The sequence below is a fragment of the Rhodomicrobium sp. Az07 genome (assembly GCF_018619475.1).
Classification (GTDB): domain Bacteria; phylum Pseudomonadota; class Alphaproteobacteria; order Rhizobiales; family Rhodomicrobiaceae; genus Rhodomicrobium.
Genome location: NZ_JAHFZG010000001.1, coordinates 116116 through 133751, shown reverse-complemented (window position 1 = coordinate 133751; position 17636 = coordinate 116116). Strand labels below are relative to the sequence as shown.

Genomic DNA, 17636 nt, shown 5'->3' with positions numbered 1-17636 from the left:
CAGGGTGCGGCGGGTCCGCAACGCTCTTTGCGCGCCGCAGAGAACAATTTCCGGTGAGGGAAAGGGTTCCGGTCTCCCCCGCCGCGCGGAACGCGGTAACTGGCCAGGCGTTCGGCCGCGTCGTCAAAACGATTCCGCTTTCGCGCGCACCGTTCTAGGATCGAGAATCTTCACTTTTCGCCGGACCGACATGGCCTCAGAGAAAACAGACAGCACTCCCCTTATCGATGCCGATGTCCAGTCGGCCAGCTTCCGCGAAACGCGACGCGCGCACCGCCTTGAGATCGTGGAAGATTATGTCGAGTTGATCGACGATCTGATCGCCGCGCGGGGCGAGGCGCGACAGGTGGATATTGCCGAGCGGCTCGGCGTGGCGCAGCCGACGGTCGCGAAAATGCTAAAACGGCTGATCGAGGAAGGCTTCGTCATTCAGCAGCCCTACCGGGGCGTGTTCCTCACGGCGGTTGGAAAAAACCTCGCCTCGGAAGCGCGCGAGCGGCATCGCGTGGTCGAGGCGTTTCTGCTGGCGCTCGGCATTTCGCCGGAAACGGCGCGCCGCGATGCCGAGGGCATCGAGCATCACGTGAGTGCCGAGACGCTCGAGGTGTTTCGTGAATTCACAGCACGGCGGACGGCATAGGCGCCGCATTTTCGTTGGGAAGAAGCCATCCAGGCCCGAGCCCCACGAGAAGTGAGGCGGAAATAGGGCGCCAAATCCTCCCGCTCAGGTTGTGCGCCGTTATAATTCCTTGGGGATTTTCGCCTCCGCTCCGGATCGGGGAGCTTCTCTTTGCTTGAAAACGGAAGGCGAACCCGATAGACACTTATTCGAAATCGTTGAAAATATTTCTGCAAAAGTCGTAACGAGCGTTAAGCGGAATGTTCGATCTTCACAGTCACCTGCTGCCCGGGCTCGACGATGGCTCGCCCAATATGGGGGTGTCCTTCGAGATGGCGCGCGCCTATGTCGATCAGGGTGTGCTCTGCGTTGTGTGTACCCCGCATATTCTGCCCGGTCTTTATCACAATACCGGTCCCGATATTCGGGAAGCGGCGGCTTCGCTGCAACGCAGTCTCGATGAAGCCGGTATTCCGCTGCACATCGCTACGGGCGCGGACAATCACATCGTTCCCGATTTCGTCGAAGGGCTGCGCCGGGGGCATTTGCTGTCGCTCGACGACACGGCCTATGTTCTGGTCGAGCCTCCCCACCACATCGCGCCCGCGCGCCTCGAAGACCTGTTTTTCAGCCTTCTTGTCGCCGGTTACGTTCCCATCCTGACGCATCCGGAGCGGTTGACCTGGATCGAAGGGAAATACGATGTCATCGAGCGGCTTGTTGCCCGCGGAGTGTGGATGCAACTGACCGCCGGTTCGCTTCTCGGGCGTTTCGGTCGTCGCCCGCGTTACTGGGCGCAGCGCATGCTCGAAGAGGGTCGCGCACATATCCTTGCGACCGACGCACACGACAACACCTCCCGTCCCCCCGATCTTCTTCGCGGTCGGGAGGCCGCGGCGAAAATCGTCGGTGAAACCGAAGCATATAATTTGGTCTTCGCCCGCCCCCTGGGTGTCCTGAAAAATCTGCGTTCTGGCGAATTGCCGGAGCCTGAAGGAATTACGAGTGAGGACGATCATGATGCGCGCGCTGTTCAGACTTCTGGCTCCGGTCATGGCCGCGGCCTTCGTGAGCGCATGCGGCGGTTCCTCGCTTAACGACGCATCCGCGGGCAAGATGTCGCTCACCGGTGCGCCGACCGCGATCGATTCGGCCGCAGCCAAGAAGGAAGAGCCTAGCAATGGCCCGTCGCCCAAGGAATTGGCGGGCTCCGCTTCGATCAGGGAGGCGACCGTCGCTTATAGCGCGATGAGCGATCCGAAGAGCAAATCCTACAAGGTGGGGCCTCTCGACGTCCTTGAAATCGCGGTTTTCAAGGTTCCCGACCTTTCGAAGACGGTCCAGGTTTCGGAAGCGGGAACGATCAACTATCCGCTTGTGGGCGAAATCCAGGCGGGTGGCCGCTCCGCGCGCGAAATCGAGCAGGAGCTGACCCAGCTTCTCGGCGAGAAGTATCTTCAGAAACCCCAGATCAGCGTATTCGTGAAGGAGTACAACAGTCAGCGCGTTACTGTAGAGGGCGCAGTGAAGAAGCCGGGCGTTGTACCCATGGTTGGAGGCTTGTCTCTGATCCAGGCCATGGCGCAGGCTGGCGGCTCCGACGAGTCCGCCGATTCAACGGTTGTGGTGTTCCGCACCACCAACGGAAACCGATCGGCTATCCGCTACGATTTGGCTGACATACGCAGCGGAAGCGCAGCAGATCCGCTCCTGCAATCGGGCGATGTGGTGATCGTACCCACTTCAAACATAAAGCAGGGCTTCAATACCTTCCTCAAGATGCTGCCTCTCGCCACCGTGGTTTCCATCCTGTAGTGCGGCGAATTTTTAGGTGCGGTGAATTTTGCATTTGATTCAAACCTGCTGGTGGCACCGTCATCAAATGTCAAATTCGAAACTTCACGACAATCATCGGTTGCTCATGCTCCTGAGGCGCGGAGTTTTCTTGAGAGCGTGACACTGACGGCGCTGAACCCGCTCGCCCGTTGACAAACCGCTGGCAAAGTCGCGTTCGCCCACGCAGCGCGCCCCGCACCGGAAGACGCAGGGGATTGCGCGGCCTATGCAAATGTGCAAACGAAGCCGAAAGCGCGGCTTCAAGGGTTGTCGTCGCAATCCGGTCGATCGATCCGGAAAAGTCGGGGGCTACGCTTTGCAGGTGGTGCATGGACTTGCGGGCCTTGCCGCGTTGCTGGCGGTGGCCTGGTGCCTGAGCGAAAATCGCTGGCGCCCTCCCTTTCGGATCGTGGCGGGCGGCATCGCGCTTCAGATCGCCCTCGCCGTGCTCTTCATCGAGTTCCCGCCCGCGACCGCCGTTTTCGCCACGCTGAACGATGCCGTCGGCGCGCTTCAGACCGCGACCGACGCCGGAACCGCGCTCGTGTTCGGCTATCTCGGCGGCGGGCCGCTTCCCTTCAACGAGGGGGCGCCCGGCGCAAGCTTCATCCTCGCGTTCAAGGCATTTCCGCTCGTGCTCGTGATCAGCGCTCTGGCGAGCCTCATGCTCTATCTGGGCATTCTCCAGCGCATCGTCGGCGGTTTCGCCTTCATCCTGAGGAACACGCTCGGCATTGGCGGCGCGCTCGGGCTTGGCGCGGCGGTCCATATTTTCGTCGGCATGGTCGAAGCGCCGCTGCTGGTGCGCGCCTATCTCATGCGGATGTCGCGCGGCGAGCTTTTCGCGCTGATGAGTTGCGGCATGGCTGGCGTCGCGGGTACCATGATGGTGATCTACGCCTCGCTGCTCGGCCCGGTCATTCCGGGCGCGCTCGGCAACATCCTCATCGCTTCGGTGATTTCGACGCCCGCCGCGCTCGCCATCGCCGCGATCATGGTGCCGTTCGAAGCTGGCGCGCGCGAGCCTGCCGTACTCGAACAGAGCGATCCACCCTCCAGCGCCCTCGAAGCGATCACGCGCGGCACGACGGACGGCATCTTTCTTGTGGCCAGCATCATCGCAATGCTGATCGTGTTCGTGGCGCTCGTTCATCTCGTCAACGCCGCGCTCGGCCTCATTCCCTATCCGGGCGGCGGCGCCTTCACGCTGCAACAGCTTTTCGGGTTCATCTTCAAGCCGCTTCTTTGGGCCATCGGCATCGGCGCCAGCGAACTCGACACGGCGGCGGGCCTGATGGCGACAAAAACCGTCGTCAACGAGTTCGCGGCCTATCTCGACCTCGCGCGGCTCTCGCCGGACGCGTTGAGCCCGCGCTCGAAAATGATCATGACCTACGCGCTGTGCGGCTTCGCCAATTTCGGCAGCGCGGGCATCATGATCGGTGGCATGAGTGTGATGGCGCCGGAGCGGCGGTCCGAAATCGTTGAACTCGCGCCGAGGTCCATCGTTTCGGGCACGCTGGCGACGATGTCGAGCGGGGCTGTCGTGGGCATGCTGGTTTAGATCAGCCTGCGTTTAAATCGGACTCGATTTGACGCAGAGAAGTTGATCGACAGCAACGATTTACATCGTTTTGCCGCGTCTGATTTGCGGCACGACGCTGTAGGCGCGCAGCCCGAAACCGCGCCGCGCCGGAAGAACCGCGCGCTGCATCGTAATCAGTTATTCATCTTCATCCGCGTGTCACAAGGCGCTGCTACAGCCTGAGGAAGGCTTGGAGGCATCCTGTGCGCACCGAAACCGTCGTGGAAGTTTGCCGGATCTCGAAATCGTTCAGCCGCCAGACCCGCGTGCTCTCCGATATCAGCTTCACGCTGAAGCGCGGCGAAATGGTCGCGCTGATCGGGGCTTCCGGTTCCGGAAAGTCGACGCTCATCCGCACCATCGGCGGCCTTATCCCGGTCGACGCAACGCCTGTGAATGGAGACGGCGCGTCCGGAGTCGTCCGCCTTTTCGGCGTGCCGATGCAGGAAAACGGCCGCGTCACCCGCCACGCCAAGGCCCTCCGCGCAAGGACGGGCGTCATCTTCCAGCAATTCAACCTCGTTCCCCGCCTCTCGGTCCTGACGAACGTCTGCATCGGCAGCCTCGGCCAACGGCGGACGCTCCTGGGCGCAAGCGGACACTTTGGCATGGAAGACAAGCGAATCGCCATGCAGGCGCTCGACCGGGTCGGCATAGCTCCGTTTGCGCTACAGCGCGGCTCCGATATCTCGGGCGGCCAGCAGCAACGCGCCGCCATCGCGCGCACGCTCGTTCAGCGCGCGGAACTTCTTCTCGCCGACGAGCCGCTCGCTTCCCTCGATCCAAGCTCGTCGAAGCGGGTGATGAACATCCTGTCCGACCTCAACCGCGAGGACGGCATCACCGTTCTCGTCTCTCTGCATCAGGTCGAGTACGCCATCAAATATTGCCCGAGGACCATCGCGCTGAGAAACGGCGCCATCGTCTATGACGGCCCGTCCGCCGCGCTCAGTCGCGACTTCCTGAACGAGATCTACGGGGAAGAGAGCGAGCAGCTTTTCGTGCCGGGCTTCGACACGCCCTCCAGTCACGCGCAACCGACATCGCTGAACCACGGGATTCCGGAACCCGAAACCGCAGTTTCCTCGCTGAGGATATCCCCGTCGCCGGTGCAGATCGATGCCCGGCAGACGGCTTGATACCGAGGCGAAGAGCCGTCGCATACGCAGCCCGAAGCCGTTCCGGTCGGATTGCATCGCATCCCGACCGGTATTTGAAGTTCAGAGACGGATTCACCGGTCGGCGACTCAACCGGATCGAACCCGGCCTGGAACCTGACTTTTTCCGAACGTCCAAGAGGTGACAATGTTTTCTTTCAGAAAAATCGCTTTGGCGGCCGCCCCGGTGGCGGCGCTCTTCTTCTCGGTTTCGCCGAGCGTTGCCGAGCCGGCTGAAATCAACTTCGGCATCATCTCGACGGAGGCGGCATCGAACCTGAAGAAGGCGTGGGATCCCTTCATCGACGCCATGTCGAAGACCACCGGCCTGAAGGTAAACGCCTTCTACGCGACCGATTATGCCGGCGTCATCGAAGGCATGCGCTTCGACAAGGTGCAGGTTGCCTGGTACGGCAACAAATCCGCCATGGAAGCCGTGGACCGTTCCAGCGGCGAGGTCTTCGCTCAGACCATGGCGCATGACGGAAGCCAAGGCTACTACTCCCACATCATCGTGCATAAGGACAGCCCGTTTCAGACGCTCGACGATGTCATGAAATGCGACAAGTCGCTCGATTTCGGCATCGGCGATCCGAATTCGACGTCCGGCTTTCTCGTCCCTGTTACCTACGTGTTCGCGGCGCGCAGTGTCGAGCCGAAAGCCTGTTTCAGGACAGTGCGCAGCGGTAACCATGAGGCCAACGCATTATCCGTCGCCAACAAGCAGGTCAACGCAGCCACCAACAACAGCGAGTCGCTGGCACTGCTCGCAAAAAGGGATCCCGAGCGTAGCGCTCAGATCCGCGTGGTCTGGACCTCGCCGCTCATCCCGCTCGATCCGCTCGTCTGGCGTCGCGACCTCGATCCGGAATTGAAGACGAAGATCTACAAGTTTCTCATGAGCTACGGCCGCATCGGCACTGACGAGGAACTCGCTCAGGCGCGCAAGATCCTCGCCGATCTCGGATGGGCGCCGTTCAAGCCTTCGTCCAACGATCAGCTTCTTCCGATCCGCAAGCTCGAAGCCAACAAGGCACTTCTGAAAATTGCTTCGGATGAAAAGCTTTCCGCCGAGGAAAAGGAAAAGCAGTCGGCCGAGCTGAAAGCGAAGATGGCTGCGATCGAGGAGCTTGAGAAGAAGGCCGAGGCCAGCGAGTTCAAGCAGACTGTCGCCGCGTTCGTCGCCGCCGATAAGGCCGGCAAGAAGGACGAGGTCGCCAAGACCATCGAAGACCTCGCGCTCAACGTGTCCAAGACGAACTGACCTCCTGCAAAGGCAGGCTGAAGGCGCCGGTCTGCACCGTCCGGCGCCTTTCGCATACTCCAAGGACCGCTTGACATGCCGAATGCCGTCGACTTGCCCGCCCTGGCAGTTCCATCCAGACCCGTCGGCGAGCGCGCCCGGCAATGGGTCTTCTGGCTCGTCGTCGCGGCCCTGCTCGTGTGGAGCTGGCAGCCCGCCGAAATGTACCGCGGGTTGTCGCTCGTCACCGACTGGCGCAATATGGCGGAGTTCGCCGCAGGCTACATGCAGCCGAATTTCGCAGACTGGCGCATGTACCTCGACGAAATGATTGTGACGGTGCAGATTGCCCTCTGGGGCACCGCGCTCGCCGTCGTCGTGGGCATCCCCTTCGCGATCCTGTCTTCTGCCAATATCTGCCCGCAATGGGTGGTCCAGCCCGTGCGTCGGCTGATGGACGCGTTTCGCGCCATCAATGAACTCGTCTTCGCGCTGTTCTTCGTGGTCGCCGTCGGTCTCGGCCCCTTCGCGGGCGTGATGGCGCTGTTCGTGCATAATGTCGGCGTCTTCGCGAAGCTTTTTTCCGAAGCGGTGGAGGCCATCGATCCGCGCCCCGTCGAAGGGATCCGCTCGACCGGGGCGAGCCGCTTTCACGAGGTGCTTTTCGGCGTGATTCCGCAGGTGTTGCCGATATGGAGTTCGCTGACGCTCTACCGACTCGAAACCAACGTGCGCTCGGCGACCACGCTCGGAATCGTCGGCGCTGGCGGCATCGGACAGACGCTCTATGAAACCATCCGCAGCTTCCAGTATGCCGAAACCGCCGCACAGATGATCATCGTTGTCCTCACGGTGGTGGTGATCGATCTTCTGAGCGCCCGCCTGCGCCGTTCCCTCGTCTGACGGGGGCGCTATCCGTTTTCGTATTTCGACAGGAAGTCCCCGGCGGAAAGGGCGCGGAAATCGGCAAGCGCGGCGTGGAGGCGAGCGTGGTCCCAGTTCCCATGACAACAAGTTGGGCGTCTCATGTCGCGAAGCCGCGCTTACCGTCACAGCGTCGCGAGCAACGATCTGGACCGCCAGACTGGAATTTCGAACAACGCCGAGATCGTTTCGCCCGTCAGCGAACCGCCGGAGCCGCCCGAGAAAACCTCGCCCCCCTTCAGCAATACGATCTCGTCGGAAAATTCCTGCGCGAGGCCGAGGTCGTGCAGGATGCAAAGCACGCCGCCACCCGCATCGGCGAAGGCGCGGGCGCATTCGAGCGCGAGAATCTTGTGCTTCAGGTCGAGATGCGCGGTCGGCTCATCCATCAGGAGATAGCGGCGCGCGCCATCCTTCGCGGCCGGGCGAAGCTGCACAAGCGCGCGGGCGATCTGAATGCGCTGCCGCTCGCCGCCGGACAGCGTGGGATAATCGCGCCCGGCAAGGTGGAGCACGTCCATCGCCGCCATCGACTCCTCGACGATGTCCTCGCGCTCGGGCCCCGCGAAGGGATGCGCGCCGAGCGCAACCACCTCATACGCGGTCAGCGGGAAGCTCATCGCGGCGTGCTGGCCGACAACCGCGCGCACCCGCGCAAGCTCGCTCTTGGCCATGGTCGCCATGTCTCGCCCATCGATCACGACGCGGCCGCCCTGAGGCTTCAGGTCGCCCGCCAGCACCGACAGCGCGGTAGACTTGCCCGCGCCGTTCGGCCCGAGGACCGCCGTCACCTGCCCTGGCTCCACGGCGAACGACACGCCCTTGAGGAGCGTCGCGCGCCCGGCCTTCAACGTTACGTCTTCGAGAGCGAGCGTCATGTCGTCATTGCCTCCGGTTCGTCGCCTGCGCGGACTATCATTCTTGCGGAAAGGCCGCGCTCGCGCAATCGCTGAAAGCGCCGCTTTATCCAGCGATGACGGTGCGGATCGTCCGCCCTCCGCGCCTGATGCCCAGCCGCCAGACGCGCGCGCCCCTGCCGACGATCCTTTCAAGCCCGCGCGTGGTCTCGACCTTTTCGCCGTTGATCTCCGCAACGACATCGCCCGCCTTGATGCCGAGGCGGCGCGCGATGGAATAGGCCTCCGTCTCGACCACCACAACGCCGCTCGTCTCGTCGATCGAAAGCTCCTCCGCAACCGCTGGCGACAGGTTCGCCACCTTCGCGCCGCCGAACGGGTTGTTGCCGTTTATGTCCCGCAGATCGCGCGGCGTCGTCTCGGGCGCGACCATGAGCGGAATGGAAACCTTGCGGCGTGTGCCGGTGCGCAGCACGTCGAGGCTCACATCGCCGGACGTGCCCTTGGTCGTGAAGCGATACTGAAAGGCGTTGGCGTCGGAGACATCCTTGCCGTCCACCGCGAGCACGATGTCGCCCGGACGGATGCCCGCGTTCGCCGCTGGGCCGCCGTCCGTTACCGAAGAGACGAGCACGCCCGTCGTACGGTCGAGGCCAACCGCGTCGGCGATTTCCGGCGTCAGTTCCTCGATGTTCGCGCCGAGCCATGGCCGCCGCACGCCGGAGCCGCCCTGCAAGGCAGACTCGACCACGAGACGAACCATGTTCGAGGGTATGGCGAAGCCGATGCCCTGACTGCCGCCGCTCTTGGAGAAGATCGCGGTGTTGATGCCGACGAGCCGCCCCTGCATGTCGACCAGCGCGCCACCCGAATTGCCGGGATTGATGGCGGCGTCGGTCTGAATGAAGAACTGATAATCCGATATGCCGACGCGCGTGCGCGCCAGCGCCGAGACGATGCCGCTCGTCACCGTCTGCCCGACGCCGAAGGGGTTGCCGATGGCAAGGACCATGTCGCCCACTTCGAGCTGATCGGCATCGGCGAGGCCGACATACGGAAACTCGATGTCCGATCCCTTGATCTGCAACACGGCGAGATCGGTGCGCTCGTCCTTGAGCAGAATCTTCGCATCGAACTCGCGGGCATCGGCGAGCGCGATCTTGATTTCCGTGCCCGCGTCGCCCTGCACCACGTGGTTGTTCGTCACCACGACGCCGTTCGGCGTCACGATCACGCCCGAGCCGAGAGAATTCTGCGCCCGTTCGTTGCGGCCGAAGCCATGGCCGAAAAATTCCTCGAAGATCGGATTGTTGAAGGCGCTGTCGCGGCGCACACGCTGTCGGACATAGACGTTGACCACGGCGGGCGCGGCCATCTTGACCACCGGCGCATAGGAAAACACGACCTGCTCGCGCGTGGCAGGTGCTTTCTTCACCACCTGACCGAAAGCAGCGGCTGGAAGCGCCAGGAAGGCAGCAAGCACGAAACTCGTTCGAACGGCAGCCGAAAAGTGCATGGAAGACCCCGTCTAGGATTCGTTTAAGGAGATATAAATAGCGGCCGCGCTTGCGATACAAGGGGCGGCGTGGTTTACGTTTGCGCTTCTCGGGGGATAGTGCGGCCTGCACTGGCGGGCGCGGATGGAATGAAACGAACCGGATCGCGGCATTTCGCAGCCGAGGCACAGGCTTCGCGTTACGCGGCGTTCTCGAAAGCGCGTTTCCTTGTTCCCGCTGTCGTCGGCAGCGTGACAACGAATGACGCGCCCCTCGATGTGTCTTCGAGGCGGATGTCGCCACCATGCGCGCGGACGAGTTCGGCGCTGATCACAAGGCCGAGCCCGTTGCCGTCGGCCTTGGCCACGCTCTGGAACGCCTTGAACAGATTCTCCTGCGCCTTGGCGGGCACGCCCGGCCCGTTGTCGCTCACCTTGATGACCACGCGCTTGCCTTCCTGGCTCGCGCTGATCTTCACGCAAGGATCTTCAGGCGCGGGCTCGGCCTCCCGCAAGGCTTCGAGCGCATTGCGCAAAAGATTGGCGAGCACGCGGAAAATCTGGTCGCGGTCGGCGTAAAGCTCGATCTTCGGTTGGATGTCGACGGTCAGGCGCACGCCCTTCAGCTCTTCGACGCCAAGGCTTTCCGTGACCTCGTCGACGAGAGGGCCAAGGGCCACGCGGGTTCGGTTTGGAGGCGTTTCACCGCCGCGCCCATATTTCATCGTGTTGGTGCAAAGCGTGATTGCGCGGTCGAGCGCCCGGATGAGGCGCGGGACGAAGCGCTGAACGGTCGGGTCGGGCACGGTTGCGAGGCGGTCCGAAACAAGCTGCGCGCTGGCTAGGATATTGCGAAGGTCATGGTTGATCTTCGAGACGGCGAGCCCGACATTCGCGAGCCGCGCCTTTTCGCGGAGCAGCCCCGAAAGCTGCGTTTGCAGGTTGGCGAGTTCCTTCTCCGCGACCCCCACTTCGTCATCGCGCCCACTCGGCGTTATGATGCGCGTCATATCCTCGGGGTTTTCGCGATAGGCGACCATGTTCCGGGTGATGCGCATCATCGGCGCGACGAGAAGTTTCGACAGCGCGAGATAGACGGCGGCCGACGTCATGATGGCTATGATGATCGACAGCCAGAAGATGTTGCGGGCATAGCGCCATTCAGCCGCTCTGAGTGGCGTCTCGTCGATGACGACGTCGATTTCCTCGTCGGCGCGCAGAATGTCCGGCGCGGCAATGACGCGGATCAGACGGCCGGGCGGTGCGACCAGCGCGGCCAGCGCGTCGGGGATGAGTTCCACGACGTTTCTGTCGCGGAGGTCGAAGACTTCCGCCACCGGCTTCTCATCCGGCATTCCGAGAACGAGACGGCGCACTTCCGGGCGACGCACCGAAACCGCGTGAACGCCCGCCGTCGTCAGCAGTTCCTGCCTCAGCCGTTCGGGAAGCTCCGCGCCGCCGGATGCCTCCAGCGCCAGCGCGGCGACCTTCGCGGCAACGACACGTTCCATCAGCCAGTTCTTGCGGAAGGTCGCGACGGAGGGCACGAAAATGAGCACTTCGGCCACCATGACGAAAAGGATCGTCATGAACAGAAGCCTTGCCGGAAGGCTCGTTCTGATGGAACCGATTTTCGAGGCAGCGCGCTTCTTCTCGCGGTCCAGCGCATGATGCGCTCCGCCGTGCTCGCGATCTTTTGAAGCCCGGGTGTCCAAGCGCGTCAAAGAACCCTGTTGCCAACACTTCTAAATAACGCGAATCAGCCGAATTTCGCAAGCAATGCAATGACGCGTCGCAGGAAAGGGTTTTGCGCGCTGGGCGCGAAGTAGTTCAAGGCGGCTCTCTTGTTCATTTCCGAGAGCGTCGGATAGGGCGAAACGATGCCTTGCATCGCCTTGAGAGATATACCCTTCTGCATGGCGAGGCTCCACATCTGGATGAGTTCGCCCGCCTGCGCGCCGACAATCCCGGCGCCGAGGATCTTGCCCCGCCGCGACGCTATGACCTTCACGAAGCCGCCCGTCTCGCGCTCCGCCTGGGCGCGGTCATTCTCCGCATAGGGCCAGCGCAGGATGGCGAGCTTGCCGTAGCGCGCGCGCGCGGCGTCTTCGGTCAGCCCGACATGGGCGACCTCCGGGTCGGTGAACGTCACCCAGGGGATGGTCGAATGATCGGCCCTCGCCCGAAGCCGGAACAGCGCGTTCTTGATTACGATTGAGGCGTGATAGTTCGCGGCGTGGGTTAGGTTGACTTCGCCTGTCACGTCGCCGATGGCGTAAACCTTGCTGTTCGAGGTGCGAAGCCCGCCCGTGACCTGTATGCCGCGCTCGCTGTAATCGATCCCGGCAGCTTCGAGATTGAGATCGCCAACAACGGGCGCGCGGCCCACCGCGACGAGCAGGTGCGTTCCCTCGACGAAGTAGGTTCGTCCGAGGTTCGCGAAAACCACGCGAATGTTGTTGCCGAACGGCTCAATCCTCTCGACGCGCGCGTTTTCCTGCACGCGGATGCCCTCGTCGCGAAGGCGGTTGAGCAGGTGCTGCCGCAATTCGTCGTCGTCTCGTGACAGTGCTTTCCCCGCTTCGACGACAGTCACTTCGCTGCCGAGGCGCTTGTGAGCCTGGGCCAGTTCAAGCCCGGCCGGGCCGCCGCCGAGAATGATGAGTTGCGGCAGTCGGTGCGTGTTCTGAAAGATCGTCTCGTTCGTGAAGAAGGGGACGCGGTCGAGCACCGGGATCGGCGGGATCAGGGGCGTCGAGCCGGTGGCGATGACGAAGCGGCGAGCCTTGATCTGGTAGTCTCCCGCCTCGACGGTGTCGGGGTCTACAAACCGCCCGCTCGCCTTGATCACATCCACGCCGAGGCCGTTGAACCGCTCGACGGAATCGTTCGGCGCGATGGCCGCGATCACGCCCGCAACATGCTCCGCGACGGCTTTATGATCGATGCCGGGATTGCTGACGCGAATGCCGAACTTCTCCGCGTCGCGGATCTGGTGCGCACGCTTCGCGGCGGCGAGGAGCGCCTTCGACGGCACGCAGCCGGTGTTGAGGCACTCGCCGCCCATCGCGCCGCGCTCGATCAGCACCACGGAGACACCGAAGGCGGCGGCGATGGCGGCGGCGGACAGCCCGCCCGATCCCGCGCCGATCACGCAGATGTCAGGCGTCAGAAGCTGAGGCATGGCCGTTCCGTTCCCCGTCGCGATTCCTGCCAATCCTGTTTCGCGCGGGTGAACCGATTTGGCAAGCCGCGCCGACCGCGCTCACGGGAAAGTTGTTGGTTTAAAGCTTCGGGCAAGCGCCCGGCGAGCCTTTTTCTCAGCCGCCATGCCTTGCCGCGCGCCAGGCCTCGAAACGGGCAGCCTTTCCCGCCGCGTCGAAGGCTTCGAACTCAGCGATTTCGCGCTGCTCCGCTTCATAGCGAACATGGTCGGCCTGCTCCGCCGCCTTTTGTGCCGCGACCTCGCGCTCGATGACATGGAGGATGCCGACGAACCGGCGCTGTTCGGCCGCGAGCTTTGCCTCGGCGAGGAGCTTTTCGCGCGCATCCGGGGCGAGCGCGGCGATGAGGGATTCGGCTTCCTCGCGGCTCGGCTCGCGGAGATCCGGCGGGACCGCGCCCCAGGCGATGCGGTTGCAGGACTGCACAAGCCGCCGCAGTTCATTCTCGCCGTGAAGCTTCGCGTTGGCGAACGCGCTCGGCATGCGCTTCGCGCTTTCGACGGCGTTGCGAAGGTCCGGCGGCAAAGCTTCGGCGGCGGGTTCGGGATGGATGAGGCTCGCGTCGAACTCGTGACTCATTGGCTGGAAACTCGCGGCTTGAAACTCGTGAAAAAACCTGAAGCTTGCAACCATCATCCGCGCACCGTGTCAATCGCGGCGCGGCGCTTTTGCAAAGGCTTCGGCGTCAATTCGCGCAGGTGCGGAACCGCCCGCCGATCCATCGCGGCGCTTGCTTATTGCGCAATCCGAGGCGACCATGGCGTTCGTCGCGGCTCGTGCTGACGGCACGCCCGCAATAGCATAATTGCACACAGGATCGAAGCACATGGGCGGAAATGGAAATGCAGGGGGCAGAAGCCCCCGCTGTATCGCACTGGTCGGCCCCCAAGGCAGCGGGAAGACCTCTCTTTTCGAAGCCATTCTCGCCCGAACCGGCGCGACGCACGAGAGCGCGGACTCCCGCAAGACCGTCGGCGACACGACGCCGGAGGCGAAGACCCACGGCATGAGCGTGGAAATGAACGTTGCGAGCTTCGATTATCTGGGCGACCGTTTCACGGCCCTCGATTTTCCGGGCTCGGTCGAGTTTCAGTTCGACGGCACGGCGGCGCTGCCCGCCTGCGACACCGCTGTCGTCGTTTGCGAGGCGGACGAGAAGAAGCTCCATGCGCTGCAAAGCGTGCTGAAATCTCTCGAAGCCGCGAAAATTCCCCATCTCCTTTTCATCAACAAGATCGACAAGGCCGGTGGCAACATTGCCGAGTTGCTTTCCACGATGCAGCCCGCGAGCGGCCTTCCGCTGGTGCTCCGCCAGGTTCCCATTACGGAAGGCGGCGCGGTAAGCGGGTTCGTCGATCTGGCGCTTGAACGCGCCTTCGTCTATCGCCCGCACGCCCCAAGCGAATTGATCGATATTCCGAACGACCTCGCGCAGTTCGAGGCCGAACAGCGCTTTTCCATGCTTGAGAAGCTCGCCGATTATGACGACGCCCTCATGGAACAGCTCTTGAGCGACAGCGTCCCGAGCCGCGATCAGATTTTCGCCGACCTCGTGACCGAGTTCAAGCGTTGCCTGATCTGCCCTGTGTTCTTCGGTTCGGCCGAAGCGGGCCACGGCATCGGCAGGCTTCTGAAGGCGCTCCGGCATGAGGCGCCGTTCGTCGCCGAAACCGCCGAAAGGCTTGGCCTCGGTGGCGCCAAATCGGCAGCCTACGTCGTGAAAACCATTCAGACATCGCATGCGGGAAAACTTTCGCTCGCTCGCGTGCTTGCGGGCCAGCTTGCGGATGGCGGCGCTGTCCACGGCGCGACCGGCGAGGATCGCATTTCCGGTGTCTTTTCGGTGACCGGTCCCGACATCAAGAAACGCGGTCCGGCCGAAGCGGGCGAAGTGGCGGCGTTCGGAAAGCTCGAAGGCGTTCGCACGGGCGAAGCGATTTCGGGCGACAAGGGCTTCTCCGCGCCGATAGAAAACGCTCAGCCTCCGAAGCCGGTCTACGCACTCGCCATCTCCGTAGGAGACCGCAAGGACGAGATCAAGCTTACTTCGTCGCTCGCCAAGCTGATCGACGAAGACCCGGCGCTTTCGCTGACGCAGGATCGCGAGACGAGCGAGATGGTGCTGTGGGGACAGGGCGAGATGCATCTTCGCGTCGCGCTGGAAAGGCTCGCACGGCGCTTCGGCGTCAAGGCCGAGACGCAGCGGCGGCAAATCCCCTATCGCGAAACGATCCGCAAGAGCGTCGAGGTGCGCGGGCGACACAAGAAGCAGAGCGGCGGACACGGCCAGTTCGGCGACGTTGTCGTGGAGATCAGTCCCCGGCCGCGCGGCGAGGGCTTCGCCTTCAATGAAGTGATTACGGGTGGCGCCGTGCCGCGCAACTATTTCACGGCCGTGGAAGCAGGCGTGCGCGATTATCTTTCTACCGGGCCGCTCGGCTTTCCCGTGGTGGATGTCGCCGTGACGCTGAAGGACGGCTCTTATCATACGGTGGATTCGTCGGATCAGGCTTTCCGCATGGCGGGACGCGTCGCGATGGTCGAAGGTATGCCGAAGTGTCAGCCGGTTCTGCTGGAGCCGGTCATGGCGGTCAGCATCTCGGTGCCGAGCGAGGCGACGGCGAAGGTCAACGGCATGATCTCGGCGCGACGCGGGCAGATCCTGGGTTTCGATGCCCGTCCCGGCTGGAACGGTTGGGATACGATCGAGGCGCATATTCCCGAGGCTGAAATCCACGACCTCATCATCGAGCTGCGCTCGGCGACGGCGGGTGCCGGACATTTCAAGGCGGAGTTCGATCACCTCACCGAGATTTCGGGCCGGGTGGCGGATCAGATCGTGTCGGAGCGCTCCCGGCAGCGAAGTGCCTAGAGCTGGATCCGATCGGTTTGACCCTACCTGATCGGAACGGGATCTAACGAAAGCCGCGGCGCGCGCCTGAAACTCTGGGCCGCTCATCGTGGCGAAGGGCGGTACGCTTCTCCGACCTAAGGAATCGCCAGTCCGCGCTGGCCGGGCTGCCTGCCGTCCCAACGGCAGGTTCCCCGGCAGGCGCGTCTGTGGCGTTGGCGTCACCCCTGATGAAGTCATATCCGCAATTGACGCAAACGCGGTTCGGCACGGGCAGCGCCGCCCGGACACCGTGTTCGGCATGCATCGCGTAAGCCGAGACGCCGCAGCGCGGGCAGCGGAAGGCGAAGAGGAAGACAACCTGGATGAGAGCTGCCATCCAGAGCAGGAAGAATAGCGTCAGAAAATCGATCACAGACCCGTATGCCATCAGGATGGCGCCAAAAAAGAGCACCGCCGGAAGCGCCAGTACCACGCTGAAGAACCGGACCCGGATCAAGATCGTCTCCATCGGTCAATTCAAATCAGCTTTAGCAGAAACCGGTTTCTGTATTGTAGTTCGAATAGCGATGGCCTGCTCGCACGGATTTACTTGAGCTTTACCTTGTAGCGGATGAACGGATCGCTCGGCACGATCTTCTCGTAAAGCGCGCGGGCGGCTTCGTTCGCCTCGTGCGTGTGCCACGTTATGCGCGGCCAGCCCTCCACGCGGCCCTTGTCCATCAGCGTCTCGATGATCGCGCGGCCTACACCTTGCCCGCGCGCGTCGTCTACCACGAACAGGTCTTCCATGTAGCAGACGGGTTGCGGCCCGAGCGTCTGCGGATGCAGCACATAGTTCGCGAAGCCGACGAGTCGGCCCGCGCCGAAGAAGCCTTGCCGCGCTTCCGCGACGAGCGCATGCACCGGTTCGTGTGGCTCAAGGATGCGTCGCCAGAGCGCGTCGGCCACTTCGGGCGGCGCCGTGACGCCGTAGAAAGCGAGATAGTCCTGCCAAAGCTTGCGCCATCCGGCCTCGTCGCCGGGGCCGGGCGCGCGGATGCGGCAGGGAAGCGTCAAACAGCCTCGCCGGACATGATATAGTTGATCGACAGGTCGTCGTCGGACAGCGTCCACGAGCCGGAGAGCGGCTTGTAGATCATCCCGGCGCGTCGCGCGGGGGCGAAGCCTGCATCCGAGAGCGCGCCCGCGAGTTCGTCCGGCTTGATGAACTTCTTCCAGTCGTGCGTGCCGGGAGGCACCAGGCCAAGGATGCGCTCGGCGGCGAAGACGGCGAGCCCGTAGGACTTCGACGTCCGGTTCAGTGTGGACAGCACGATGAGCCCGCCGGGTCGGGCGAGGCTGCGGCACGTCTTCAGGAAGGATTGCGGGTCGGCGACGTGCTCGATAACTTCCGACGCGACGACGACATCGAATGTCAGCCCCTCGCGCGCCAGATCCTCGGCGGTTACGTTACGATAGTTGACCGGCACGCCGAGCTTCGCCGCGTGGGCACGGGCGACGCCGACAGACTCCTCGACGGGATCGATTCCTGTTACAGTGCCGCCCAGCCGGGCCAGCGGCTCCGAAAGGATTCCGCCGCCGCAGCCAATGTCGACAACGTCAAGACCCTGAAGCGGGCGGAATTCGTTGATCTGGCCCTTTCGCCAGCGCTTGACTTCCGCCACGATAAATGCGAGCCGCGCAGGATTGAAGGCATGCAAACCGCTGAATTTGCCGCGTTCGTCCCACCACTCTTTCGCGAGACTTTCGAAGTGCCTCAACTCAGTCTCGTCCAGAGACGGACTTTGCCGTGTTTCTGCCTCAATCCCCATCAATGGCGTTCCTGATCTCCTGCGGCGCGAA

The 17636-nt window shown here is 63.0% G+C and carries 17 protein-coding genes; 9 read left to right on the top strand and 8 right to left on the bottom strand.

What is annotated here, in order from left to right:
- Positions 1-190 precede the first annotated feature (190 nt).
- From mntR to phnE, 8 genes are all read left to right on the top strand, one after another.
- Positions 191-640: a manganese-binding transcriptional regulator MntR gene (gene mntR, locus KKP04_RS00550; RefSeq protein ID WP_215024977.1), complete on the top strand. Its 450-nt coding sequence runs from the start codon at positions 191-193 to the stop codon at positions 638-640.
- Between the two features lie 239 nt (positions 641-879).
- Positions 880-1716: a tyrosine-protein phosphatase gene (locus KKP04_RS00545; protein WP_215024966.1), complete on the top strand. Its 837-nt coding sequence runs from the start codon at positions 880-882 to the stop codon at positions 1714-1716.
- Positions 1673-2434, top strand: a complete 762-nt coding sequence (locus KKP04_RS00540) for a polysaccharide biosynthesis/export family protein (protein ID WP_251133807.1) — start codon at positions 1673-1675, stop codon at positions 2432-2434. The genes KKP04_RS00545 and KKP04_RS00540 overlap by 44 nt, the downstream gene beginning before the upstream one ends.
- 337 nt (positions 2435-2771) lie before the next feature.
- The gene (locus tag KKP04_RS00535) at positions 2772-4019 is read left to right on the top strand and encodes a NupC/NupG family nucleoside CNT transporter (protein ID WP_215024963.1); all 1248 of its coding nucleotides are present in this window, start codon (positions 2772-2774) and stop codon (positions 4017-4019) included.
- 42 nt (positions 4020-4061) lie between these two features.
- The gene (locus KKP04_RS00530; RefSeq protein WP_215024960.1) at positions 4062-4223 is read left to right on the top strand and encodes a hypothetical protein; all 162 of its coding nucleotides are present in this window, start codon (positions 4062-4064) and stop codon (positions 4221-4223) included.
- 20 nt (positions 4224-4243) lie between these two features.
- Positions 4244-5179 (top strand): phosphonate ABC transporter ATP-binding protein, encoded by a 936-nt coding sequence (gene phnC, locus KKP04_RS00525; protein WP_215024959.1) that lies wholly within the window; start codon positions 4244-4246, stop codon positions 5177-5179.
- A gap of 166 nt (positions 5180-5345) precedes the next feature.
- The gene (phnD, locus tag KKP04_RS00520; protein ID WP_215024958.1) at positions 5346-6461 is read left to right on the top strand and encodes a phosphonate ABC transporter substrate-binding protein; all 1116 of its coding nucleotides are present in this window, start codon (positions 5346-5348) and stop codon (positions 6459-6461) included.
- A 75-nt stretch (positions 6462-6536) separates the two neighbouring features.
- A complete protein-coding gene (gene phnE / locus KKP04_RS00515; protein ID WP_215024957.1) occupies positions 6537-7343 on the top strand; it encodes a phosphonate ABC transporter, permease protein PhnE in 807 nt (268 codons plus the stop codon).
- A gap of 146 nt (positions 7344-7489) precedes the next feature.
- On the opposite strand, the gene KKP04_RS00510 is transcribed toward phnE, so the two are convergent.
- From KKP04_RS00510 to KKP04_RS00490, 5 genes are all read right to left on the bottom strand, one after another.
- A complete protein-coding gene (locus KKP04_RS00510) occupies positions 7490-8242 on the bottom strand; it encodes an ATP-binding cassette domain-containing protein (RefSeq protein WP_215024955.1) in 753 nt (250 codons plus the stop codon).
- 85 nt (positions 8243-8327) lie between these two features.
- Complete coding sequence (locus tag KKP04_RS00505; RefSeq protein ID WP_215024952.1) at positions 8328-9737, bottom strand: Do family serine endopeptidase; 1410 nt, start codon at positions 9735-9737, stop codon at positions 8328-8330.
- Between the two features lie 179 nt (positions 9738-9916).
- Positions 9917-11305, bottom strand: a complete 1389-nt coding sequence (locus KKP04_RS00500) for a sensor histidine kinase KdpD (RefSeq protein ID WP_215024949.1) — start codon at positions 11303-11305, stop codon at positions 9917-9919.
- A 170-nt stretch (positions 11306-11475) separates the two neighbouring features.
- Positions 11476-12900, bottom strand: a complete 1425-nt coding sequence (locus KKP04_RS00495) for an NAD(P)/FAD-dependent oxidoreductase (RefSeq protein ID WP_215024945.1) — start codon at positions 12898-12900, stop codon at positions 11476-11478.
- A 136-nt stretch (positions 12901-13036) separates the two neighbouring features.
- Positions 13037-13519 (bottom strand): hypothetical protein, encoded by a 483-nt coding sequence (locus KKP04_RS00490; RefSeq protein WP_215024942.1) that lies wholly within the window; start codon positions 13517-13519, stop codon positions 13037-13039.
- Between the two features lie 247 nt (positions 13520-13766).
- On the opposite strand from KKP04_RS00490, the gene KKP04_RS00485 reads away from it, so the two are divergent.
- On the top strand, positions 13767-15812 hold the full coding sequence (locus KKP04_RS00485) for an elongation factor G (protein WP_215024939.1): 2046 nt from the start codon (positions 13767-13769) through the stop codon (positions 15810-15812).
- Positions 15813-15855: 43 nt separating this feature from the next.
- Here KKP04_RS00485 and KKP04_RS00480 read toward each other — a convergent pair whose 3' ends face one another.
- The 3 genes from KKP04_RS00480 to ubiG all read right to left on the bottom strand — a co-directional run bounded on the left by KKP04_RS00480 (position 15856) and on the right by ubiG (position 17605).
- Positions 15856-16302: a hypothetical protein gene (locus KKP04_RS00480; RefSeq protein ID WP_215024936.1), complete on the bottom strand. Its 447-nt coding sequence runs from the start codon at positions 16300-16302 to the stop codon at positions 15856-15858.
- A 77-nt stretch (positions 16303-16379) separates the two neighbouring features.
- The gene (locus KKP04_RS00475; RefSeq protein WP_215024935.1) at positions 16380-16850 is read right to left on the bottom strand and encodes a GNAT family N-acetyltransferase; all 471 of its coding nucleotides are present in this window, start codon (positions 16848-16850) and stop codon (positions 16380-16382) included.
- Positions 16847-17605, bottom strand: a complete 759-nt coding sequence (gene ubiG / locus KKP04_RS00470; protein ID WP_215024932.1) for a bifunctional 2-polyprenyl-6-hydroxyphenol methylase/3-demethylubiquinol 3-O-methyltransferase UbiG — start codon at positions 17603-17605, stop codon at positions 16847-16849. Before ubiG ends, KKP04_RS00475 begins: the two co-directional genes overlap by 4 nt.
- Positions 17606-17636: the final 31 nt, after the last annotated feature.